This is a genomic window from Winogradskyella sp. (assembly GCF_025210595.1).
Taxonomy (GTDB): domain Bacteria; phylum Bacteroidota; class Bacteroidia; order Flavobacteriales; family Flavobacteriaceae; genus Winogradskyella.
On sequence record NZ_JAOARH010000020.1, the window covers coordinates 28,292 to 46,108 of the forward strand.

General features: G+C 30.8%; 15 protein-coding genes and 1 pseudogene. 5 read left to right on the plus strand and 11 right to left on the minus strand.

What is annotated here, in order from left to right; translation table 11 throughout:
* Window position 1: 1 nt before the first annotated feature.
* A complete protein-coding gene (locus N4A42_RS01695) occupies window positions 2-1,504 on the minus strand; it encodes a GH3 auxin-responsive promoter family protein (protein ID WP_294068964.1) in 1,503 nt (500 codons plus the stop codon).
* The gene (locus N4A42_RS01700; protein ID WP_294068967.1) at window positions 1,504-2,373 is read right to left on the minus strand and encodes a M23 family metallopeptidase; all 870 of its coding nucleotides are present in this window, start codon (window positions 2,371-2,373) and stop codon (window positions 1,504-1,506) included. The genes N4A42_RS01695 and N4A42_RS01700 overlap by 1 nt, the downstream gene beginning before the upstream one ends.
* A 113-nt stretch (window positions 2,374-2,486) precedes the next feature.
* On the opposite strand from N4A42_RS01700, the gene tatA reads away from it, so the two are divergent.
* On the plus strand, window positions 2,487-2,675 hold the full coding sequence (gene tatA, locus N4A42_RS01705) for a twin-arginine translocase TatA/TatE family subunit (protein WP_294068970.1): 189 nt from the start codon (window positions 2,487-2,489) through the stop codon (window positions 2,673-2,675).
* A gap of 50 nt (window positions 2,676-2,725) precedes the next feature.
* Here tatA and N4A42_RS01710 read toward each other — a convergent pair whose 3' ends face one another.
* A complete protein-coding gene (locus tag N4A42_RS01710) occupies window positions 2,726-3,706 on the minus strand; it encodes a DUF4837 family protein (RefSeq protein WP_294068973.1) in 981 nt (326 codons plus the stop codon).
* Between the two features lie 23 nt (window positions 3,707-3,729).
* On the minus strand, window positions 3,730-5,376 hold the full coding sequence (locus N4A42_RS01715) for a LysM peptidoglycan-binding domain-containing protein (protein WP_294068976.1): 1,647 nt from the start codon (window positions 5,374-5,376) through the stop codon (window positions 3,730-3,732).
* 122 nt (window positions 5,377-5,498) lie between these two features.
* On the opposite strand from N4A42_RS01715, the gene N4A42_RS01720 reads away from it, so the two are divergent.
* Window positions 5,499-6,188 (plus strand): SH3 domain-containing protein, encoded by a 690-nt coding sequence (locus tag N4A42_RS01720; RefSeq protein WP_294068979.1) that lies wholly within the window; start codon window positions 5,499-5,501, stop codon window positions 6,186-6,188.
* Between the two features lies 1 nt (window position 6,189).
* On the opposite strand, the gene N4A42_RS01725 is transcribed toward N4A42_RS01720, so the two are convergent.
* From N4A42_RS01725 to pgk, 3 genes are read right to left on the minus strand one after another with little or no spacing between them, the layout of a single operon-like run.
* The gene (locus N4A42_RS01725; protein ID WP_294068982.1) at window positions 6,190-8,568 is read right to left on the minus strand and encodes a hypothetical protein; all 2,379 of its coding nucleotides are present in this window, start codon (window positions 8,566-8,568) and stop codon (window positions 6,190-6,192) included.
* Entirely contained in the window at window positions 8,540-9,568 is a 1,029-nt protein-coding gene (locus N4A42_RS01730; RefSeq protein WP_294068985.1) for a hypothetical protein, read from the minus strand. Before N4A42_RS01730 ends, N4A42_RS01725 begins: the two co-directional genes overlap by 29 nt.
* Window positions 9,561-10,751 carry a phosphoglycerate kinase gene (gene pgk, locus N4A42_RS01735; RefSeq protein ID WP_294068988.1) on the minus strand — a complete coding sequence of 397 codons (1,191 nt, stop codon included), beginning with the start codon at window positions 10,749-10,751 and terminating at the stop codon, window positions 9,561-9,563. The genes N4A42_RS01730 and pgk overlap by 8 nt, the downstream gene beginning before the upstream one ends.
* A gap of 678 nt (window positions 10,752-11,429) precedes the next feature.
* Here pgk and N4A42_RS01740 point away from each other — a divergent pair.
* The 3 genes from N4A42_RS01740 to holB all read left to right on the plus strand — a co-directional run bounded on the left by N4A42_RS01740 (window position 11,430) and on the right by holB (window position 14,813).
* Window positions 11,430-12,137, plus strand: a complete 708-nt coding sequence (locus N4A42_RS01740) for a helix-turn-helix transcriptional regulator (RefSeq protein WP_294068991.1) — start codon at window positions 11,430-11,432, stop codon at window positions 12,135-12,137.
* A 102-nt stretch (window positions 12,138-12,239) separates the two neighbouring features.
* On the plus strand, window positions 12,240-13,439 hold the full coding sequence (locus N4A42_RS01745; protein WP_294068994.1) for a T9SS type A sorting domain-containing protein: 1,200 nt from the start codon (window positions 12,240-12,242) through the stop codon (window positions 13,437-13,439).
* Window positions 13,440-13,655: 216 nt separating this feature from the next.
* The gene (gene holB, locus N4A42_RS01750) at window positions 13,656-14,813 is read left to right on the plus strand and encodes a DNA polymerase III subunit delta' (RefSeq protein WP_294068997.1); all 1,158 of its coding nucleotides are present in this window, start codon (window positions 13,656-13,658) and stop codon (window positions 14,811-14,813) included.
* 34 nt (window positions 14,814-14,847) lie between these two features.
* On the opposite strand, the gene N4A42_RS01755 is transcribed toward holB, so the two are convergent.
* The 4 genes and pseudogenes from N4A42_RS01755 to N4A42_RS01770 all read right to left on the minus strand — a co-directional run.
* Entirely contained in the window at window positions 14,848-15,426 is a 579-nt protein-coding gene (locus N4A42_RS01755) for an OmpH family outer membrane protein (RefSeq protein WP_294069000.1), read from the minus strand.
* Window positions 15,427-15,637: 211 nt separating this feature from the next.
* On the minus strand, window positions 15,638-16,495 hold the full coding sequence (locus N4A42_RS01760) for a class I SAM-dependent methyltransferase (RefSeq protein WP_294069003.1): 858 nt from the start codon (window positions 16,493-16,495) through the stop codon (window positions 15,638-15,640).
* Window positions 16,488-17,051 carry a hypothetical protein gene (locus N4A42_RS01765; protein ID WP_294069006.1) on the minus strand — a complete coding sequence of 188 codons (564 nt, stop codon included), beginning with the start codon at window positions 17,049-17,051 and terminating at the stop codon, window positions 16,488-16,490. Before N4A42_RS01765 ends, N4A42_RS01760 begins: the two co-directional genes overlap by 8 nt.
* A gap of 87 nt (window positions 17,052-17,138) precedes the next feature.
* Window positions 17,139-17,817: pseudogene (locus tag N4A42_RS01770) on the minus strand (tRNA uridine-5-carboxymethylaminomethyl(34) synthesis enzyme MnmG); the annotation flags it as partial.

Sequence of the window (17,817 nt, forward strand, 5' to 3'; positions counted from 1 at the left end):
TTTATTTAGTTAATTTAAACTCATACATTTTATCTGCTATTTTTCTATCGTTAGACAATCTTGGAATTTTATTTTGACCGCCTAATTTTCCTATAGATTTCATATAAACCTGAAACCCATCTTTTTTTATTCTAGTTATCATTAAAGGTCGCAATACTTTCCCTTCAATTAAATCAAAATAATAGCTGTTTTGGTTTTGAAGCGATTGCTCTAAATCGTTAATAAACGTCAACTCATCTTCTGGTTCATTTTCAAATTCTATAAACCATTCATGATATGGCAAACCTTCCTCTGGACTAATTTGAGGTGCCACAGTAAACTCATTAACTGATATATTAGTATTTTCTGTCGCTTCTTTTAAAGCTTGTTCCACTTCTTTTCCTATAACGTGTTCTCCAAAAGCGGAAATAAAATGTTTTATTCTTCCACTAACAATAACTCTATAAGGTTTAAGTGAAGTAAACTGAACCGTATCGCCAATATTATATGCCCAAAGACCTGCTGTAGTAGAAATAATCATTACATAATTAACACCTAGTTTTACATCCTTAATAGTAATACGTTCTGGATGGTCTTTAAAAAAGTGTTCTGCTTCTATAAACTCATAAAAAATACCTGAATTTAACTGCAACAACATGCCTTTTTCGTTCTGCTTATCTTGAAAAGCAAAAAAGCCTTCACTGGCAGGATACAGTTCTATACTATCTACGCGTCTTCCTATTAAGTTTTCAAATTTTGCTCTATAAGGTTCATAATTTACTCCACCAAAAATGAATAGATTAAAGTTTTTAAAGATTTCACCAACCTTCTTGTTTTTCTTTTCAATTAGCTTTTCAAAATACATCTGAACCCAAGACGGAATGCCAGAAATAATTGACATATCTTCTTCTATTGTCTCATCAACAATAGCATTTACTTTGGTTTCCCAATCCTCTATACAATTAGTTTTAAGGCTAGGCATTCTGTTTTTTTGAAGATATTTTGGCACATAATGCGCTACAATGCCAGAAAGTCGCCCAAGTTTTATACCGTTTTTTTCTTCGAGAATAGGACTTCCTTGAAGAAAAATCATTTTACCATCTACAAATTTTGAATTTCCTGTTTCGTGAATGTATAACAAAATTGCATTTCTTGCAGCTTCAACATGTGTTGGCATACTTTCCTTTGTTATTGGAATGTATTTTGCTCCAGAAGTTGTTCCTGATGTTTTAGCAAAATATATTGGTTTTCCTTTCCAAAGTATATTTTCTTCTCCATCAACAACACGCTCCACATAAGGTCTAAGTGCTTCATAATCTCTTACAGGAACGTTAGATTTAAAATCTTCATAAGTTGTTATGTCTCTAAAATTATGATCCTTACCAAAAACAGTGTTTCGGGCTTCTTTTATAAGATTTTGAAACACTTTGTCTTGGGTTTCAATTGGTTTTAAAGCCCATTTTTTAATACGTTTTGCTATGAGCTTAGCAAATGGTTTTGAGAGTGCTGCTTTAACCGATGCCATTACTGAAAATCAATAAAATTAGTTGGATTAACAGGATAACCTTTGCTCCAAAGTTCGAAATGAAGATGTGGCCCTGTACTTAATTCGCCAGCATTGCCAGACATAGCAATAACTTCGCCTGCTTTAACCAAATCTCCTTGAGCTTTAGTAATTGCAGAATTGTGTTTATATACTGATATTAATTCTTGATTGTGCTCTATAATAACCACATAACCTGTTTCAATGGTCCATTCTGCAAAAATAACCGTTCCGTCTGCCGTGGCTTTAACTGGAGTATTAGCTGCTACAACAACGTCTACAGCAAAATGCTTATCTTCAATACTATAGCCTTCTGAAATTGTTCCGTTTACAGGCGGAAAAAGCACAAAGTTGTTTTGGTCTATAGATTCTTCAAACAAATTGTATTTATCTTCTTTTTCTACTTTAGCTCTTAGTAAAGAGTCTTCTTTATTTGTGGCTACCTGCAATAAATCTAAATCGTTTTTTGCGACTTCTAAAACAGAATCTCTATTAAATTCTACCATAGTAACGTCTCCTGTTAAAACCTTTCGGATTGAAGCATAGTAACGCTTATTTAGCTCTAATTCTTGTACAAGTGAATCTGTTTTGTAATTTAAAATTGAAGCTTCTTTTTTAAGCTTTGCTGAAGAATAACCAGGTATATATTCTCGTAAGGGAGTAAATGCAATTAAAAGTATCGTTAAGACAATTAGAAAAATTGCAGATATAGATGTTAATACAAACACATTGAGGCGTGTTAGCTTTATTGCAAAACGCTCTTCAAAAGTATCTTCATTTAGTATAACCAAACGGTACTGATGAAGTAACTTTTTAGTAAATTTCTTTTCCTTTTTTTTATCTCTCGCCATTAAAACAAAATTAGTTAAAATAGTGAAATACCACTACCAATACCTACTAAAGTTAGCTTTACAACGTAATAATTAAAGTATAATTACTAACTTTGCAGTCTAAATTAAAAATTATGATTTCATCGAGTATATTTTTAGGTGCAATTGGTCCTGGTTCTTGGGTTTTAATTGCTTTAGCGATTTTGTTATTATTTGGTGGTAAAAAAATCCCTGAATTAATGAGAGGTCTAGGTAGTGGAATTAAAGAGTTTAAAGACGCAAGCAAAGAAGAGTCTTCTGAAAACAATAAGGACAAAGAATAAAAATATTTTATCAAACACAAAAAAGCCAACTGTTTCAGTTGGCTTTTTTGTTATTTAATTGCTATAGATTTAATAATAGATTCGAGCTCAAAAACATACTCGCTTTTATTAAGTGATGGCGCATAAACATAACCATCTGCAATAAGGAAACGTTTATTAACTTTATCTTCTATTGCGTAGGTAATAAAAGGACCTGCCATAGTAAAGCCTTTCATTTCCCATATACCTCTTACTTCATAAGCTTGCTTGTTATCAATTATGGTTTTAAACATTGATGGAGCAAAGGCATCTTCTACAGCCATGTATATACCATCTTCTCCAGGAATTTTTGTTTTGGTAATCGCATTCCTCATTTTTATAATATCTACTATAGTACTATCTCCTTTTGAAATGGTTTCTAACGGTACTTCATAAAACATAACTTCAATGGTTTTGGAGTTACTCAAGTTTTTTCTTAACCAGAAAAAATCATCTTCTGCTTTTGATATTCTATAGGCTGATGGAATGTTTAGCGTAAAGCCCATTTTCTTCTCTATATCGCTAACATTTAATAAATCTAATTTTATACGTCTTTGCTTTTCTTTTACCTCTTCTTTATTAAAAGCATCAATAATCTTAGCTTTATTTTCTTTTAATTGGGCAATAATATCCTTATTTGTTTTTCCGCCAACTACAGCAACTGTTTGTGGTTTAGCAAAAGGATTGTTGGCTATTTTAGTAGTAGATTCAACATTTCCTTTTTCAATTTTTAAAACAATTCGGCTTCGTGTTGCAAAACCATCAAATACTTGAGGTGGAATTTGACGCAATTTAAACATTGGTTCATCTACTGGTAAGCCATTAAGTGGAGCAGCAAAAATAGCTCTAATACTCTCGCCAACACTCCCATCCCAAAGAGAATTATCTACTACAACCGAAATACTATTTAAATTACCATTAGAAGCTGGAAGATAAGCTGTTTTATCTCCTTTTTTTTCATTTCCACATGCTGTTAAAAACACGCAAAATAATAATGCATATAATGTTCTCATAAATCCTTGTTTTTGTTGGTTTATTACTCAGACACAATAAGCGTCATTCCTATTTTGAGTTTGTTACCACTAATATCGTTCCAATCTTTAAGATTTTGAACAGAAACTCCAGAAAATTTTTGAGCAATACTCCAAAATGAATCTCCCGACTTTACTTTATAAGTCTTTTTACCTTTAGAACTTACCGTTTTTTTAGTGGTTTTAGGCTTTGACACATTCATAACTGGTTTACGTGGATAAATGGTTAAACGTTGCCCAATTTTAAGATTATTGCTTCTAAGTCCATTCCAACGTTTTATCTGGCTAACCCTTACTCCATATCGTCTTGCTATTTTACCTAAATAATCTCCACTCTTAACACGATATCTTACCTTATCATCTGCATTAAAAAGTTGTGGCAATGGCTTTTCTCTTTTATCAAATTCAGCTTTAGCAAAGGCGTAAATTTTATCTTCGTTTGAAGTGAAAATTCCTATGGCTTCTCTCGGTAAACGTAAAGCATAAGTTTTACCTTCTATTTTAGGAATAATATCTAATTTATACGAAGGATTTAGAAACTGTAGTTCTTCTATATTAACACCTGTGGTTTCCGCAACCTGATCTAAAGTAATCATTTGCTTTACATGCACTGTATCGGTTTGAATATGCTGAAAAAGTGGTCGCTCTGGTTTAAATCCGTGTTCTTCGGCAAATTCAAAAATATACATGGTTGCTAAAAACGCTGGCACATAACCTGCTGTTTCACGTGGAAGGTTTTGACGAATATTCCAATAGTTTTTATAGCCTCCTGAACGTCTAATAGCTTTATTTACATTTCCAGGTCCAGAATTATAAGCTGCCAATGCTAAATCCCAATCTCCAAAAATTTTATACAATCTGGCAAGATATTTTGCGGCTGCATTGGTAGAGCTTATTGGGTCGATACGCTCATCTACATAACTACTAACATCAAGCCCATATTCTTTACCTGTACCAAACATAAACTGCCATAAACCTGTTGCTCCAACTCTAGATCTTGCTTTAGGTTTTAACGCAGATTCTACTATAGATAAATACTTCATCTCTAGTGGAATGTTATAATTATCAAACTCTTGCTCAAACATTGGAAAGTAGAAATGGCTTAGACCCATAAGTCTTTCCATTGAAACTCTTCTATGTTTTAAATAACGTTTTATAACACTTTCTAAAGATGGATTGTATTCAACATTAAAAGGAGTTCTGGCATTTAACCGTTTTAGTCTTGCTTTTAAAGTATCTGTTGTTAACTCTGGATAATCAATTGGTTCATAAGTTAACTCGGTTACAGATTTGTAAATGGTATCATATAATGCATTGCTATACAATTCTTCTAGCCATTTTTGATCTAATTCTACTACTTCTGGTAAATCTTCAAGTGTTTTTATTCCTAGTGAATCTATCTCAGCAGGAATAGATTTTTGGTTACCTATCTGTTCACCATCTATTTTTAGGTTAGCTGTTACAGGTTTTGATGAGTTATCAACGGATTCTTTATAATAAATAACACCATTAATAATTGTATCTTTAGCATAAGTTTTACCTGGAACAAAATTCTCTTTTGTAATTCTTTTATTTGAAGTTTTTAAGGTCTCTTTTTGAGCCCAACCTAAACTTACAATACACGATACTATTAAACTGTAAACTATCCGCATGGTGCCGAATTTATAAAAAAAACGCAAATTCTTAAATTATGGTATCTTTTTTATAGATTTTTAAACCTCTTTATTTAACTGATTTTGTTATTAAAAACCATAGTGCTCTTAAACACAACTATATGAGATTTTTTTTATTTTTATTTAGCTTTTCATTTTTAAGTTACGGACAAGAAATAAACCTAAACCCATTTTTTGTTTGGGCAGAAAATGGCTTGTCATTAAGATCTGAGCCAAGGGTTGATTCCGAAAAAATCACTACTATTCCCTTTGGCAGTTCACTTCAATTTATCAGTTATGATAGTAACACTTATACAACCGAAGAGTTTAAAGGTTTTAAACACACGTCTAAATGGATGAAAGTGGCATACAAATCCTTTCAAGGTTATGTGGTTTCAGACTATACATCTATGCTAAAAACACCAAGTACCGAATTACAAAATGCCTCATTATTAAACTATCTAAAAAACACATTTAAACTACTAGATACTAAAATTATTACAACATATAGCGATGATTGCCAAGAGCAGGATTGTGCTAAAGAGTACATACTCACTTTCGAAAACGGTATTGTTCATACTTACTGGGAAGAAGAAGGAGGTGGAACAGAAACTTTATCGTTACCAAAATCTAATATGCTTCATGGTTTTTTATTAGCGGCTAAATATTGTGATATGTATAAAGAATTTGAAACGGTGTATTCAAAAGAACCTTTGCCCTATATTCGTGTTTTAAGAAATGACATAGGTTGTGATTTTAGTATTACCAGTCTTGATGAACTCGTTATTATTGTTTGGTCTGGCGGCTGCTAACTTAATAGTTATTATTATACCATCTAAGCCAACTACATTCTTTTAAAACCTCTTTATAGTAATTGGTTTTTGAATAATTTTCTCTTAGATTTTTAAAGTAGTCTTTGTGATTTTCACAGAGATCAAAATCATATGTATTATTAGTATTATTCCAACTTAAATCAAAACAACTAATAGTTTTAGCAAGCATAAATGTAAGTTTTGCTTTTACCTCATTATCACCTTTAGAGCTCAAGCCTTCATTAAAATATTGCTCTGCCCAAAGCATAGCATGATCTGGCGCTTCAATATTATTTTCTGAATATGTATCCCACAAATTATTTCTACTATCGTTGCTTATATAGTAAAGATTATTTACAAACCAACCGGAAGCACTCATGTTATACCAAGCATTACCCAACATATAATAATATTCTGCAGCATTATCTTTATTCTTTTTAGCTAAAGTTTTAAGCTTCATTAGAATTTTTATAAGCTTTATTTTATTGTCATTATAATTTTCTCTAAAAAGCTGTGGGTCTTCTTTTAGGTTAGGAACCTGATTTAATCCTAATTCTTCGGTATAATCCAGATGAATTTTATCTGAAATACTTTCAAAATCAACATTCATCCATTCTTTTATTGAACCTGAAAAAATTTCGGAACGAACTTCCTCTTCCCAAAACTCTGATGGATTTTTAATTGCTTCATATGCTTTTAATGCTTTACTCAATTCATTTTGACCTAAATAATACGTGCCTCGTAATTCGTTTACAAAATCAGCTGCGTTAATCTGAATACGATCTAATATAGTTTGCTCAAAAGCATTGTGAATTGGTAACTTTAAAAATTTATCAAAACTATTAATAACATTAATATCTAAGAATGGGTATTTAGTTTCTAAGCTATAATTGTAAGCATAACTTTTATTTATGGTGTTCCAATTAAAAGTTTTATTTGGAGTATAACTGTCATAATCTGTAGCAATAAAAGCACTTAAAATCGGGTTTTCTTGAGAATACAATGCACTAATATGATTAAAAAACACTGCTACTGTTGGCTTGTAAGAATTAAGCTCTTTATCTTTATCTATTTTGTTAAAAATAGAGTTTATTTGATTAGAATTTGGTGTTTTAATAGCCATAACATCTATAGCAAAATGCAATCTTTTTTTATGCGCTTTATTGGTTAACCACTTGCCTGGAGCATTTAATATTACTTTAGCTTCATTATATTTCCCTATACTTATTTTGGCAATTGCTTTTAAAAGTAAAAGTGCAGATTTATCTTGTAAATCTTCATTTAAAAGAATGGTGTTTGTTGTTTTTAAAATAGAATTAACAACCTCTTTGTTAATGGTTTTGTTGTTATCAAAGTAATAACTATTATATCCATGTTGAAAAATATTAGCCTGAAGCTCATCAATTTGCCTAGCTATTAATACTTTTAAATATGGAGAATTAGGATTAACATTTGCAATATTTTGCATTTCCTTAAGTAAATCTCCTCGACCATAATAGGCCTTAAAAAATGAAAATATTATTTTATGAACAGGGCTTTTAAATTGTCTTTTTGTTTCAGTAAACTGTGACCAATCTATATATCGTAAACTTAGTGCACAGCTCTCTCTTCTGTCTGGTAATTTGTCAAAAATGTTTATATAATTTTTTGCGGCTATTGTATGCTTTCCTATATTAAAGTAAGCACCTGAAACTTGTTCTAAAGCTCTATAATAAATATACTTAGAATTGTTCTTTAACTTTAAATACTTATTAAATACTTCAATAGCTAATGCATTATCTTGCTTATAATGCGCTAGTTTTACAATTTGAAATCCAACACGGTTTTTAAAAAACTGATTGGGTGCATCTTTCATTAAAAGAAAAGCTTTTTCTATCCAATAAGATTTATCATTTGAACTATGAACTTCTCCTTGATACCATCCTTCAGCATATCCTTTATCACTAGATAGATGCTCTGTACTTTTTGCTAACAATAAATAACGCTTAAAATATGCATACTTTTTTTGGTTTATTTTTTGAAACAACAGTTTCTCTCTTGTATTAATTGTTTCTTCTCCCTGTATCCACGCTACTGTTTTTTTATAGATAAGCTGTAATATTTCATCTTGAGAAAAACTTCCTTTAAAATAATTATGCCATTCTTCTATATTACTATCGTAAGCACTGTCTGGAATAAATTCGCAGAACACAACATTAGGGCAGTTTAAAAAAGCCCAATATGGTTCATCTACTAAATCGTATTGATTAATTATAGGATAATACACATCTTCCCAAGCAGGATCCCAACCACAAAACGATGGTAATCTATTATTTGCATTACTATTTATAACAAATAGCAACCCAAAAAGATTAGTAATAACAATACGTTTTAAGTTCATTGTTTGAAAATTGTTTTATTAAAGGCGAACTAATATGATAAAAAATTGTTTCGTAAGGATGCTGTGAAGCCTTTCGAATAATATCTGAAAGAACTTTAAGATCATTTTTAGATACCGTTTCTGTTCTTAATAAATCTGATTGGTATATAAATGTACCATTAATATAACAATCGTGTTTTGCCTTATAGATGTTTTCTGTATTTGTCTTTTTAAAGTTCACCTTTAAGTCTTCTGAATTATACTGGTTTAAAATTGCTACAACTTTACCTCTTCTATATAAAACTGCCCATTCAAATACAGGTAATGCAACGTCATAAGGTAAAGGATAATCACTTAAACGCTCTAAATATTTTGCAGTAATAGAAGCACTAATAATTGAATTTTCTTCTTCAATATTTTCAATATTTCCTACATTATAAGCCATTAGTACTGCAGAATCTACTGGAGGAATACCTGTTTCTTCTCTATATTTTACTTGATGCAAACGTAAAGTTGCAGAAAGCTTATAAGCTTTAAAATATGTTTTTAATTGTTGTAAAAAACTGAAATATTTATGCTTTGTGGATCTTGACCAATCGCAATCTATCTGAATTTCGCTACATGAATTACCATTTTTTAAATGAGTCTTTAGCAAACGTTTTATTTTATACGAAACCTGTTTGGCTAAATCATTACAAGCAGATTCATCTAAGGTATTAAACACCTCGTTGGTTATAAAAACTACTGGAATTATATCTTTAGCAACATCATCTATTTTTATTTTAAACTGTGTTGTAGCAATTGGCAAAGCTTTATTTTGCTTAGCATTATAGTAGATATCAAAAAAACGGAGATACAATTTATTTGCACCTCCGTTCTTAATTATTAATTTATCTTCTTTAGATAGATTGAAATCTGTTTTCCAATGGTAGAAGCTATATGTTACTACTTTATTGTTTTCACAAGAAATCAATCCCAGAAATAGGACAAAAACAAGATGTATACATTTATTTTTAATCATTTATAATAGCCGCAATTCCTGGTAAAGTTTTACCCTCTAGACTTTCTAGCATAGCTCCTCCTCCAGTACTTACATAGCTTACTTTATCTTGAAAACCAAATTGTTTCACTGCTGCAACAGAGTCTCCTCCTCCAACAAGTGAAAATGCACCATTTTTAGTAGCATTGGCTATAGAATTACCCAATTCAATAGTAGCGTTAGCAAAAGATTCTAATTCAAAAACACCTAATGGTCCATTCCAAAGAATCGTTTTACATGCACTAACCACATCATCAAAATTTGCTACAGATTTTGGTCCACAATCTAATCCTTGCCATCCTTCAGGGATTGCATTAACATCCACGATTTGCGTTTCAGCATCATTACTAAATGCATTTGCAGCAACGACATCTACAGGTAAATGTACTTTGACATTTTTAGCTTCAGCTTGTTTTAAAATCTCTAAAGCCAATTCCATTTTATCATCCTCACAAATAGAGTCACCAATGTTTCCACCTTGTGCTTTGATAAATGTAAAAGTCATTCCTCCACCAACAATTAGGTGATCGATTTTATCTAAAATGTTCTCGATAATGGTAATTTTTGAAGATACTTTAGCGCCTCCCAAAATAGCTAGAACAGGTTTTTCTCCTGTATTCATCACTTTATTAATGCTTTCTATTTCTTTAGCTAATAACGTCCCAAAACACTTGTTATCTTCAAAATATTGCGCTACAACAGTTGTAGATGCATGTGCTCTATGCGCAGTACCAAAAGCATCATTAACATAGATATCTCCATGTTTAGATAAGGCTTGAGCAAAAGCTTCATCTCCTTTTTTCTCTTCTTCATGGAAACGTAAATTTTCTAACAATAAAATTTGTCCTGCTTCCAAATTAGCAGCAGCTTGTTCTGCTTCTTCTCCAACACAATTAGAAGCAAATTTTACTTCTACACCAATGATTTCTTCAACCTTACTAACAATATGTTGTAATGAAAACTCTTCTTGAACACCTTTTGGTCGTCCCAAATGCGACATTAAAATACAGCTTCCTCCATCTTCCAAAATCTTAATGATTGTAGGCTTTGCAGAAAGAATTCTTGTAGCATCTGTAACTTCAAATTTGTCATTTAAAGGCACATTAAAATCTACTCTAATTAGTGCTTTTTTGTTTTCGAAATTGAAGTCGTTTAAGGTTTTCATATCTAGTCTTTATTTTTGAAGATTGAGACACAAAAGTAGTTAATAAAACTAACGGATAAAAACTGTTTTTTTATGAAGTAATGTTCTAAAATTTTTCACTTTTAAAAAACTCAATTTTATCAAATTTTGTCAATATAAAATCTAATGGTCTTTTTTCAATTTTGCAAAAACAACACCCTTTAAAATTTAAAGTTATACATGTGTTTCATTATGATAGAATTAGTAATTTAGCGCAGATTAAAACGTGGAGACGAAGTTGTAGAGGCTGAGGTAACGTTTTAATAACTGTTTAGTCGTCAAGCACTAATGGCTTTATCTACATTTACGTTTAACCTCTTTAATAGTATAATCCTTGCAGGTGTTTTGCAGGGATTTATCTTTTCATTGGTTGTTTTAATCAATAAAAGGTATAAAACGACAAGTACAATATTTTTAGTGTGTTTAATTTTAGTATTCTCATTAAGTAACCTTCAGTTTTATGTATTGGACATTAATTTGATTGAGACTTATGCACAGTTTTATAAAACAATTTACCTTAATTGGTCTTTGTTAATACCAACTTTTCTTTGGTTATATGCGGTTTCATTTATCAAGCCCAATTTTAAGTTTAAGTCCAAGTATCTATTACTTTTTTCTCTTTTTATAGTTAGCAGTGTTGGCTTAGTAGCGTACAAAATTATGAGCTATACAGGCCAAAGCAATGCAATTATAATTGGTTTTGCGGAGCTTTTAGTTGCTTATGGAGAATATGCTGCCATGCTGTTTAATTTAGCTGTTGTTGTCTATGCATATAAAGTTTTAAGCAAAACACAAAACATATATAAAAAGCAGTGGTTACAATATGCTTTAACAGCAATAACATTGGCAACAGTCTTATGGTTTGTTTCGGTTGTTTTTGATGAAAATTATTATTTCCTATGGATTTTGGTTTCTGTAATTATTTATTGGTTAGGTCATGTGGGAATATATAAATATGGCATACTAAAAGAGGCAGATCAAATTCATGTTTTAAAATACCAGTCGGAAAAAAAGGAGTTTAAATCAAAGTCAAAAAACAAAAAAATCATGGCTTTTGAAGCTCTAGTCAAAGGAGAAAAAAAGTATTTAGATCCATTAGCTAGTCAAAGAAATATTGCTGAAAATTTAGATTTAAGCCCAGAACACCTTTCTACATTAATTAATCAAGAATTAGGAAAATCATTCAATACCTATATTAACGAATTACGAATAGAGGAAGTAAAAATGATGCTTAAAAACCCCGAATTTGATAATTATAGTTTAATGGCTATTGGACTAGAATCTGGCTTTAATAGTAAATCGTCTTTCTATGCATCATTTAAAAAACATACAGGACAAACACCTTCGCAATACAAACAATCCCTATAAAAAAGAGTCTTAAAATTTAAGATGCTTAGTTTTTAAGACCGTAAAGAATAAGAGGTATATAGTTTTGACAACGAATTAAAAATCAAAACTCATATCCAGAAAATGCACATCACTAAAAGCACCTACATTTTAATTGTATTATTTTTTATAAACTATTCTTTTCAAGTTTATGCTCAAGATTGTTCAGCACTTATACAAGACGCACCTACACATACCATTTATTTCTCAAAAAACAGTTCTGATGGAGAAGTAGGTATATATGGTATGGATAGCAGTGGCAGTTTATTGGGAGAATGTGGCTTTATGCTTGGTGCTAATAGCTATCCAAGTTTTTCATTTTTTGAGTATGATTTATATGCTGCAGGAACGCAAGGTTTTACAGTTGGTGTTTTAAATTCAGATAGTTATGGATTAGAATTATTAGACGAAAATATCAGCACACTTGGCACAACATTTTACAGTACTTATGCTATTGAGGTATTGGATGGATATATGTTATACAATCAAGGCGGACAGTTGTTTATTCATGATCCATTTGAAGCGGATATTATGCTATCGGATTTCACTTTTGATATTAAAGGAATTACAGGCTATGTTTCTGAGACAGATAGTTCGTTAAATATGTTTGTAACCACAGGAGATCATATTTATAAAATATCTTATGACCCAGCAATTGGGTTGTCTTCGTTAGCACAAACCTTAGTATATACAGGCACTAATTTGGGTGCAATAGAATGGTTAGATGCAAAACTTTATGTTGTTGAAGATGTTATGATGCTAAGACGAATGGAGGATAACGGAAATAACTCAACACTCATTTATTCGCATATAGAAGGTTTGGTGTCAGGTATTTTGGATATAACCGTAAGTAAGGAAGACGAGGCTGTATTTTTCTCTACGAGAACACAATATACACCTTCTGGATCTACTTGGGATATTTCAATAAAAAAATTAGATGCCTCAGAGAGTGTTGTTGATATTGTTGCTAAAGATCAAGATAGTCCTAATTACTATTACGAATCTTTTGATGCTATTGAGGTGAATTTGTCAAATCCATCGTCATTGAGTGTTTCTGAAATACCAAAAATGAATAGCTATACATTGTATCCAAATCCAGCGAAAACTACGTTAAATGTACAAGGAATGCTTAATGATGAGGTCTATAACGTTTACACTTTACAAGGACAACTTATAAAGCAAGGAAAAACATTGCATAAGCAGTTAGAGGTTGAAGACTTAAAACCAGGAGTATATTTAATTCAAATAGGAAAAAAATCAACCTTAAAGTTTGTTAAGCATTAATCCTTTAAACTAAAAAACTTAAGTAACGTGAATTAAATATGAAGTGTTCTAAAAAAGTTATACTATATTTTTGGGTCTTCTGCAAAATCTAAAAGGTTTTGGCTTTTAAAAATTTCAATAAAACCCCTGTTTTTATTAGCCTTCATACCATAAAATTATCTTCTGAGCTAAATGAATATTTTCATTTTATAATAAAAAAATACGTAGGTTTGCTACATGCTATTCTCTGATATTTTAGGGCAATCCCACATAAAAAATCATCTTACCAAAAGTGTAGATGAAGGTAGAATTGCTCATGCACAGTTATTTGTTGGACCAGAAGGCTCTGGCACATTACCAATGGCTTTAGCTTATGCTCAGTATCTACTTTGCAGCAATAAAAATGGTGAAAATAATGGCGGAAACGACGCTTGTAATTTAAAGTTTAAGAATTTTTCGCATCCCGATTTACATTTTGCTTTTCCAGTAACTACAAGCGATAAAGTAAAAAGCAAACCTGTTTCTAATTTTTACTTAGAAGAATGGAGACAACTCTTAGAACAACAACCTTATGGTAACTTATTTGATTGGTACAAATTACTTGGTGTTGACAATAAACAAGGGCAAATTGGTGTTGATGAAGCTCACGAAATTGTAAAATCATTAACATTAAAATCTTATGAAGGTGGTTATAAAGTTATGATTATATGGATGGCAGAAAAAATGAATATTGCTGCAGCAAATAAATTGTTGAAACTTATTGAAGAGCCACCAGAAAAAACCATTTTTATTTTAATTGCTGAAGACGAAGAGCAAATTATAAACACCATTCGTTCTCGTTGTCAAATCCTTAGTTTTCCACCTTTAGCAGAGGAAGCCATTTCCGAAGCTTTGATTAAAAATTACCAAGTTGAAAATACAGTTGCCACAAAAATTGCGCATCAAGCCAATGGTAATTACAATAAAGCTTGTGATTTAATTTATCAAGATAGTGAAGATATTCAGTTTGAAAAGTGGTTTATCCTTTGGGTACGCTCAGCATTTAAAGCTAAAGGCAATAAAAGTGCTATACACGATTTAATTTCCTGGTCAGAGGAAATAGCGAAAACAGGTCGCGAAACTCAAAAGAAGTTTTTAGCCTTTTGTTTGAACTATTTTAGACAAGCTTTACTTCTAAATTATAGGGCTAACGAATTGGTTTATTTAGAACCTAAAGCTGAAAATTTTAAATTAGAAAATTTTGCGCCATTTGTACACGATGCTAATATTCTTGAAATTTCTGATCAATTACAAGATGCTATTTATCATATAGAGCGTAATGGCAATTCTAAGATAATTCTTACAGATTTATCAATTAAATTGACTAGATTATTGCATAAAAAAAGCCAAGCATAAGCTCGGCTTTTATATAGTTCTGTATAACTAAGTCTTACTCTTTAGTTTCAGGTTTAGCTTCAGATTTTTCTTCTGTAGGTTCAACTGCTTTTTCTTCAGATTTGCTAGTAAACTCACTATTTAAAGCTTTGGTTACACTTTCTGTAATATCCTTACTATCAATACCATACATTACACTGCCTGCCTGATTTTTACCAAAAATAAACGTGTAACCGTTTTTCTTACCATAATCTTCAATAAACTTATTTACTTTAGAAATTACAGAATCTATTTCGGTATTAAATTCTTGTTGCATTATTTGTTGCTCGTACTGAAATTGTTGCTGGAGCACTTGTTGTTTTTGTCCTAATTCTTGATATTTCTTTTGTTGTGCACTTTTAGACATTTTAGCTGCTGCCATTTGAAAAGCTTGTGCTTCTATCTGAAAAGCCTGCCCTATACTATCAGTTTTCTTTTTAAAAGCTTCATCTTTTAGTTTGAAACGTTCTTCAATATCAATTTTCATTTGAAAATCGTTAATCACTTTAGAATTATCTATAAATGCAACTTTATCTTGTTCTTGACAAGAAGATAATAATGCCAAAACGACTAATGCTCCAATTATTTTTTTCATGATATTTTTAAAATTAAATTTTTGCAAATGTATAAAAGTTAGATTGCGATTTATAGAAATCTTCATCTATAAATAAAAACTATAATAAAACTATTACACATTCAATACATCAATTAAAAACAACTTTAAATAAGCCTTTTTAAGCGCATTTTATTTTTTAGGCTTACGATATTGCAATTTGTAAATAGATGGTTAAACAAGCTAGCTTAAATTAAGAATTCTCGTGTTTTAACACATAAATATGAGAAGAATACTCTTTTGAACGCTTTGCTTTTAAATTAGAACGCATTCCAACCCAAAAAGCTTTGAATGGGTTCATCCAGCCAGATTTATACTTTTCAGAAAGTAGACTTACATAATATGCATCAAAAACCATAGGTAAAGTTGTAATCAACTTTATATTTTCTTTTTTAAATAATTCAGCAATTGATGTTTTTGAAAAGTGCCAAAGGTGTCTAGGTACGTCATAAGCAGCCCAGAAATTTTTATAATGTTTAGCATCATAACTTTTAAAATTTGGAACAGCAATCACTAAAGTTCCATTTGGTTTTAAAAGATGCTTTAATAACTTAATGTGCAATTCTAATTCTGGTAAATGCTCTAACACATGCCAAAGCGTAATCACATCAAAACTATTTTCTTCTAAAGTTTCTAAGTATTCTATTTCAAAAACAGAGTTGCTAGTTTTAGAATTAGCTATTTGCCTTGCATTTTTATTAGGTTCAATTCCTGTGATTTTCCAATTGTCGTTTTGTGCTGTTGCTAAAAAATCTCCTGTTCCACAACCAATATCTAAAAGTGTTTTTGATTCGGATTGAAATGAATTAATCAGTTTTAATTTTCGTTTTAAAGAAATAGTCCTCACTATATGGTAAACTTTTTCTAGCAGGTTTCGTTTAGTATCTGTATGCGAAATATAGTCTTCACTTTTATAATATTCTGAAAGATTTTCTGCTTTTGGCTGTGGAAAAGTTTCTAGCATATCTAATACTTCACTATACAACAATTGGAAATCTTCTCCTGAAACAGAATGATCTTTTACGGTTAGGTATGTAGGTTTTTTATTCAAGGTTTTTTCTTAACTCTATGATTGAAATTAATTGCAAATAACGCGGTCTATTATAGCGTTGAACAAAAACGGGATAAAGGTGAAATAATACATTTAAAAACAATAACCAAAACACATTATATGTTTGACAAAAAAACAAAGCAATAACAATAAAATGAAAGACCAAAATAATATGAGCCAATTCCGCTTCTCGTGTATGCTTTTCTCTTTTTTTAAGTCGAGTTAAATCATATTTTATTTTCCCATTGGCAGAATTACTAAATCGTTCCCATTGGATTATTTTTAAAAACTTTCTAAAAACATTCACCCCAAAACAACTATAAATTAAACCCTTTTTTTCAAACGATTTTGGCTCATAGTAAAAACTATTGTATTGCAATTTTAATTTAGGTAATGAAAAAGCATACCATGCCATTAATAAAAAATGCAGCTCAAAAGCAAAAAGAAAACTTTCAACAGGAAAATATTTCGGCAGCATCTTTAATAAATAAACCACAATTACAGTAACAGTAATTGTAGCAACGAACCATAAAGACAGCTTTATTTTAATATTCAATTTACAGTTAAAATTATATTCCTTAGAAATCGTTCCACGTGGAACACATACTTTAATTCATAAGACTCCTACTAAAGCAGAAATTTGTTATCTCCCTAAATACACCAATAAAACCGAAATATCATTTGGCGAAACCCCACTAATTCTAGAGGCTTGTGATATGGTTACGGGTTGTATTTCAGTTAACTTCAATCTAGCTTCCATGCTCATAGATTTCAGTTTTGAATAATCGAAATTAGATGGAATCTTTACGTTTTCTAGGCGGTTCAACTTATCAGCATTATTCTTTTCCTTTTCAATATAACCAGCATATTTCACCTGAATTTCTGTTTGCTCAATCACCTCAGCATCTAAATCATTATCTAAAATATAACTACCAACAGAAGCTACTTTTCGCATATCATCTATTGTAATATTTGGTCGCGCATATAGCTTAAACATCTTATCTTGTTGCTTAACTTTTGCTGATTTTTTTGATTCTAAAACAGGGTTTATCTCATCTGGTTTTACGCTTGTGTCTTTAAAAAATTGAACAAAAGCATCAGATTTTAATTGCTTTTCTTCCATTCTTCTTAAACGTTTTTCAGAAGCCAAACCTAAATCATAGCCTTTTGGTGTTAACCTAAAATCTGCATTATCTTGCCGTAAAAGTGTTCTGTATTCTGCTCTTGAAGTAAACATACGATAAGGCTCTTCTGTACCCTTAGTAATAAGATCATCAATTAAAACACCAATATAAGCTTCATCTCTTTTTAAAGTAAACGGA